At 38.2% G+C, this 7,464-nt stretch carries 3 protein-coding genes; all 3 read left to right on the top strand.

Features of this window, described 5'->3' with window-relative positions:
- On the top strand, window positions 1-188 hold a 188-nt coding region (locus KMHG_RS19250; protein WP_010286957.1), incomplete at its 5' end, for a GW dipeptide domain-containing protein.
- A gap of 114 nt (window positions 189-302) precedes the next feature.
- A complete protein-coding gene (locus tag KMHG_RS03390; protein ID WP_010286956.1) occupies window positions 303-3,347 on the top strand; it encodes a GW dipeptide domain-containing protein in 3,045 nt (1,014 codons plus the stop codon).
- Window positions 3,348-3,983: 636 nt separating this feature from the next.
- The gene (locus tag KMHG_RS03385; RefSeq protein WP_010286955.1) at window positions 3,984-7,316 is read left to right on the top strand and encodes a hypothetical protein; all 3,333 of its coding nucleotides are present in this window, start codon (window positions 3,984-3,986) and stop codon (window positions 7,314-7,316) included.
- Window positions 7,317-7,464: the final 148 nt, after the last annotated feature.

The following is a 7,464-nucleotide window of genomic DNA, read 5'->3' as shown; positions in this document are numbered from 1 at the left end:
TAGTTCAACGCTTACAAGAAGGCAAAAAAGTCATCGGCTGGGTCAAAAAAGCCGACGTCAAATTGTATGAGCGAAAATCGATTACCGAGAAAAAAGATCGTAACAATACAATTTGGTACAAAGTGTATTTAACATCTGCGCCGAAAACCGCAGTATGGGTAGATGCGCGCAACGTATTAATTTATTAAACGAACGAAGACTAGCGACGTGCTAGTCTTTTTTTGCGCCTAAAATCCTACACAACTGACAAGTGCAACATGTTATATTAGAACTAATACATACGGAAAGGCGGAACAATCGATATGCATAAATATTGGAAGTCGCTTGCGGCTACGTGCTTAGCAACGACGATTATCACAGCGCCACTCGCAACGTCATTACACGCGCAAGCTGTGACACAATCAACGACAGCAACAAACGTAAGCTATATGGCAGAAATCACTTCAGCAAAAACAGCGATTTATCAAAACGCAGGAGATACGAAAGCACTCGCAACAGCAGGTAAAGCGTATACGAACGAAATTTTTTACGTACGTAAACAAATGATCGTCAACGGTACAACATATGCGCAAATTACGCGTGGTGCAACGGATACGACATCACCAATCGGTTGGGTGAAACTAAATGCATTAAAAATAAGCACGTTTAGCTATCCGAAAAATGATGCGACCGCAAAAACGTTAAACGGTACAGGTATTGGTTACACACGCCCAGGTGGCTTAGCGCGCAACGTCTTATTGACAAGCTTAGCAGCATATAAAGGACAAGCTTTCCAACCGCTATCAACAGCGAAAGTTGGGAAAGAAACGTGGTACTTCGGCGTCGTAAGCGGTATTAACACATGGATAAAAGCATCAAGTGTTGATAAAACGGCAGCAACACCTGACGTGAAAGCTGAAGAAGTGAGTTACGTAGCAAGCGTCAAATCCGCCAAAACACCAATTTATAAACGAGCGGGCGATAAAAAGGCGCTCACAAAAGCAGGTACAACGTATACGAATGAAATCTTTTACGTTTATGCGAAAAAAATGATCGGTGACGTCGCGTATTACGAACTAAAACGTAAAAAAGAAGATGCAGCAATCGGTTGGGTGAAAGAAAAGAGTCTGAAGCTACAAACATTTAAATACGTAACGAATAGCAAAAAGACATTTTACGTGAAAAACAAAGGAAAAGGATATTCACGTCCAGCAGGTGGCACTCGCAATGTCATTTATAGCACACTGAAACCGTACAAAAATGACGTCTTCAAATCGACGGCAAAAGCTAAAGTCGGAAAAGCAACGTGGTATATCGGTAAAATCGGTGCGAATAGCGTCTGGGTAAAATCATCATCTATTACGTCCAAAGCACCGACTGTAGAAAAACCAACAGCACCGACAACACCAGATCAACCAGAAACGATTGTCATCATAGAGCAACCCGTCTCACTCGTTGCGAGCATTACGAATAAAAAAGCACAAGTCATTCAAGACTTACAAGCTTTTGATAACAAAACGACCGTTGCATCAGCAAACGTGAAAAAAACAACAATGATTACGAAGCAAGCAACAGTCGATGACGAAATTTATTATGAATTTGATAGTATCGGTTGGGTGAAAGCGAGCGATACGAAAGCACAAACGTATACGAATGAACAGAATATCGACGAAGTACGTACGCTGAAAGGAACGGGGCGTGGCTACGCGCAAGCAGGTAGTTCAGCAGCGAGAGAAGCTGTATTATCCACACTTGCAGCACTTGCAAATACAGACTTTACGGTTACGAAAACAGCAGAAGTTGACGGCAAACGTTGGTACTACGGTAAGACGGTGAACGATGTTGCAATTTGGACTGCCGCATCCAATACAACAGCTAAACAAAAACCGAAGCCAGCTGAACCAACATATCGTGATGTCAATTTACAAGCAACGATCAATAGCGGAAATATCGCCATTTATACAGATGTCACAAATGTAGACACATCTCGAAATATGTCAGCAGCGGAAAAAGTACAGTCATACACAATTGCAAAAGAAGCTATAACAGCAGATGGCGACAAATACTATCAACTCGTATACAACGGCGAAGCAATCGGTTGGGTCGAGACGTCAGCTGTTACAACATTTGATGTGACAAACAAAAAAGCGACGCTATATTTAAATGGACTCGGTAAAGCATATAGTGAAGCAGGGGGAAAAGGAACAGTCGTCTACGATACATTGACGTCGTATCGCACGGACGGATTCATCCCATTAACGTCACAAACGATTAGCAATATCGTCTATTATAAAGGCATCATCGACAACAAAACGGTATGGGTCGCAGCGACGAGCGTATCAAATCCTTACTATGTAGAAAACTTGCGAAAAGTATCCAATATTACGCAAGCAGAAATGGAAGCTTACCTATTAAAGAAAAAAGGAACGGCGATTAAGTCAAATCCACTGTATCAAGCAATCCCAGCATTCCTAAATATGCAAGAAAAGTACGGCATTAATGCGCAGTTTATGTTAGCACATGCCATTTTAGAAACAGGTTGGGGCCAATCGGAAATTTTTAAATACAAAAATAACGGCTTCGGCTATCAAGCGTACGATTCATGTGCGAAAACATGTGCGCTATACTTCCCAACGATGAACGATAGCGTCGGGTACTATGCTGATGCGATTTACAATAAGTACTTAAAAGAAGGTGCGATTTATAATAATGGCACAACGCCAGCAGGTATGAACGTGAAATATGCGACTGCAAAAAATTGGAGCGCGAACATTTCACGATTAATGAACGATATGAAAGCGTATGATGCGGATTATTATGATAAACAAACGCCATCAGCAATCGAACCAGCAACCATTTCAGCGACATACGACCATATTATTCCGGCAGACAAGCCACAACCAGCAACATTCCGTACAATAGAAGCAACCGCAACAGTAAAAGCAACGACAAAAATTTATACGTTACCATATGCGACAGCATCGCGTGAACTCACAACAGCGAAAGTCGGAGATACACTTAACATCGTCGCATATCATGAAGATGTGAAAGATCCGAGTGCAACATCACGTTGGTTCCGCATTGATTACAAAGGCCAACAAGCATGGGTGCAGTCGGCAACATTAAGTATCCCAGCATTAGCAGGAACGACGAAAGATAATACGGTAGTGTTATCAGAAGCGGGCACACCGACAGCAAAAACGATTGCGACGTTAAAGAAAAACGTCCATGTAGCGGTCTTATTAGATAATAAAGGACAAGCTATCACACAAAAAGGGACGGAAAATGTCACTTATATCAGTGTGAAACTATTTGATAGTGGAGAAATCGGTTGGATTGATCAATCGACACTTCGTACATTTGAATAACTAGAAAGAGCTTCTCATTGGAGGAGCTCTTTTTTAAACAATTCTTTCGTGATGCTTCTAATTTGCTCGTAAAAACGAGATTCGACAAATTCCGCCTTTAGTAAACATAGTCAATATACCTAGAGAAAAGTAGAAAACATGGTGAGAATATTCAGCATACATTTGTAACATTTGTAATAATACACGCAACATGAATGTAAAATTATGTAAAAGAATGTTGATATTAACCATATATATAACGCTATATAATAGGAAGAAACTCCATGCATATTAACGATCGTATTTAAAAAACAACTCAAACAATTGTTACAAAACGAAAAAAATGCAATAAAACCGTTAAACGTGTGACATCAGATGACTTAAAAACAATACTTCTACACTAAATAAAGCGAAACCATAACACTCATTTGATAAAAATAATAAAAAAATATTGTATACAATTTTAATAAGGATATATATTTGATATATTTAATAATATAGTGATATGGTCACTGTTTAGTAGAATTATTTTACATAAAAAAAGGTGGAAATTCTCGTGTGATTGGACGATAATTAGGCTAAGCATGATCAGTTGATACACTTTCCGCTAGGTTGCGGGCTGACTGATCATATCTAATTAAGGGAGGATTTTCATTCATGGGAAAACACAAAATCGTTAAATCTGCAGCAGCAGTAGCACTTACTGCATCTGTAGTAGCAACAGCAGTAGCGCCTCAAGCGTCAGCAGCTGCTTACAAAGTAAACAAAAAAGATCAACTAGTTTCATCTACTACAGGTAAACTAGTAAAAGGCTGGAAAGTATTCGGCGGCAAACTTTACAAAAACGGTAAATTAGCTCCAGCTAAAAAATACAAAATCATCGGTAAAGGTGCAGCACAACGTCTTTACTACGGTCCAACTCTTAAAAAAGGTTACAAAACTGCTAACAGCAAAACTTTACTATTCAAAGATGGTAAATTAGCAGATGGTTGGAAACAAGCTGGTAAAAACGAACGTTTATACAAAAACGGTAAACTAGACAAAGGTTACACTGTTTACACAAACGTTGAAGGCGACAAATTCTTATACCTAAACGGTAAACTTAAAAAAGGCGACAAAACAGCTACACGTGCTGGTGAAACATTATTATTCACTGACGGTCTTCTTTCTAAAGGTCTTAAAGAATTCAAAGGCAAAACTTACTACAACGGTAAAGTTGCTAACGGTACAATCGAAGGTAAAGAATACGATAACGGCGTATTAGTAACAGATATCGCTTCAGTAAAAGCTATTAACGCTACTACTGTTGAAGTAGAATTCAAAAAAGAACAAGTTCAAGCTGATACTAAAGCTGCTGACTTCAAAATCGAAGGCTTAGAAGTAACTAACGCTGTAGTTAAACAAGACAACAAAAAAATTGTTATCTTAACTACTTCTGCACAAGAAGCTGGTAAAGAATACACACTTACACACGGCGAATCTTCTAAAAAATTCACTGGTGTATCTGCAGTAGTTCCAACAGCTATCTCAGCTAACAAAATTACTGATTACCAAACTTCTCAACAAGCAGTAATCGGTCAACAAGTTACAGTTAAATCTGTAGTAACAGTTGCAGAAGGCCAATCTAAAGCTGGTATCCCTGTAACATTCAACATCGCTAACGATCAAGTATTCGGTGAAGATAAAGTTGTTGAAGTATTAACAGATGAAAACGGTGTAGCTTCTTACACTTACACTCAATACAAAGCAGTAGATGGTCAAGATACAATTTACTCTTACCCAACAGGTAAACCAGAATTACGTACGTCTTCAACTGTTTACTGGAAAACTTCAGATGCTAACATCTTAAAAGTTGCTGATGTAACTACTGCGGCAGATGTTGCTAACAACGGTAAAAAAGTTTATAAAGTAACTGGTGGTAAATCAAGTGGTACAGTAAACGTAACATTTGCTGAAAACTACGAAGTAACTCCTGATAAAGTTGATTACAAAGCTCAAGTAATTGATGCTACAACAGGTAAAGTAACACCATTCCAAGTTAAAAACGGTACACAACAAGAAGCTGTTATCTCATTAAATGCTAAAGGTGAAGCTGAATTCACAGTATCTGGTGCGAACACTTCAGTAACTCCAGTAGTATTTGAAGATAAAGCTCCAACAAACCGCTTAAATGTTGATGAACGTCAAGTAACTGCTTCAAAAGTTACATTCTCTAACATCCAAACAATCGGTTTAACTAACGTAGCAGCAGGTTCAGCAAATGCAGCAGCAGCAACAGAAACAGTAGTTGGCGCGGCAAAACATGCTGAAAACTTTGGTGGCCGTACTTACACAGCTACTTTAACTGATAAAAACGGTAAAACTGCTCCAGCAGGAACAACTGTGTATGTTAAATTTGACGAAAAAGAAGCTAATAAAGCTCCAAATATTAAAGATGCTTTAGAAGTATTCGATGTTAATGGTGACAAAGCACCTAATCAAGCAACTGCAAACGGTGAAAAAATCTACAAATTAACTACAGATAAAAATGGTCAAGTCACTTATACAGTATCTAGCCAAAAAGCAAACAATTATGCAACGCCAATCGTATTTGTGGAAAATGGCTCTGTAGCTGGCTTAGACCCACAAGATACACAAGCTAAAGGTGAAATTACTTACTTCGGAGATGCTAAAGTAGCAACAGCTAAATTAACATTCTCTAAAAACGGTAAAGAAGTAACTAAAGCTAAAGCAGGCGAAACAGTAGATGTAGAATTCCAAACAGTAGATCAAAATGGTTTCCCATACGCACCAACTACTGCAGGTAAAGTTACATTAGACTTCTCTACTACATTCGGTAACTTAAACTTAGCTGGTTTAGCACTTAACCTTGATGGTCAACAAATTCAATTAGGTAATACAAACAACTCTGTAGAAGCTACATTATCTTCAAAAGGTGATGTTAAATTCCAACTTAAATCAGATAATGAATCAGATGTTAACATTACAGCAACTACAACTAAAGCAGGCGTTGGTCTTGTAACTGGTTCAATCGCATTTGAAGGTAAATCAACTGGTTTAGTAACATCTGATATCGTAACTGCTGTAAATAACGCTTTAGATACAGATACAATCAAAAAAGCTCTTGCAGATGTAGCAGCTTACCAAGATTTAGAAGATAAAGATGCATTTGCAAAAGATGTTCTTGATCAATTAACAAAAGGTAATAAATATACTGTAGCATCATTAACAAAAGAAATTGCTAATGCAAAAGCAGTAGAAGTTGCAAATACAGCAGCAGACTCACTTAGCAAAACAGAGCCAACACAAGCTGAAATCGATGCAGCACAAGATGCAGTAAATGCAGTAGAAGATGGCGATGCTAAAGATGCAGCACAAGCTAAAATTGATGCGGCTAAAAAATTATTAGCTGCTAATACAGCAGTAGCAGATCTTGAAGGTAAAACAGCACCAACACAAAATGATGTAACAGCAGCACAAGCTAAAGTAACAGCAGTAGAAGCAGGCGATGCTAAAAATGCATTACAAGGTAGAGTAGATGCAGTAAACAATGCTGTGGCTGGTAAAACAACTAAACTTACTGCAACTGAAACAGCTACATTCACTGGTACAGCATTTGCAGATTTAGCTGACAAATTAGCAAATGTTACAATTAAACAAGATGGTACGGATTTAACAGTATCTGGTGAAGGTGCAGTATCTACATCTACAGCATTCCCAGCACTTACTGCTGGTGCAGCTTATGTAGGTTTCAATATTGAAGCACCAAAAGGCTTTACAGCTACTGGTTATTCTTTGGGTAATGGTAATACAAGTAATGTTGATGGCGTTAACAATGCTTATGTAGTACTTTCATTTACCGCAGAAGAATTAGCTCAAACAGCTAATAAAACAAAAAATTTAACTATTAACTGGACTGGTGATAATGGTGCAACTGCAACTTCTACATTCGTTATTGATTACACTGATTTAGTTAAAGCGCAACAATAATCCACCCCATACCTCTCTTATGGATGGAACGGAAATAAAATGACGTAGTCTTTTTCCCCTAACTTCGGTTAGGGGTTTTTCTTTTGTCTTAAAGTGAATTTGAAATATATATTATAAATTTGAAAATACACATGAAGTCCATTCTCGT

Source organism: Kurthia massiliensis, from assembly GCF_000285555.1.
Classification (GTDB): domain Bacteria; phylum Bacillota; class Bacilli; order Bacillales_A; family Planococcaceae; genus Kurthia; species Kurthia massiliensis.
Note: the sequence above shows the minus strand (reverse complement) of the source record. Positions and strands in the feature narration are given on the sequence as shown.

What these genes read in the sequence shown, in the direction of transcription:
- KMHG_RS03390 (WP_010286956.1), top strand. Translation starts at nt 303, where the DNA reads ATGCATAAATATTGGAAGTCGCTTGCGGCTACGTGCTTAGCAACGACG.
- KMHG_RS03385 (WP_010286955.1), top strand. Translation starts at nt 3,984, where the DNA reads ATGGGAAAACACAAAATCGTTAAATCTGCAGCAGCAGTAGCACTTACT.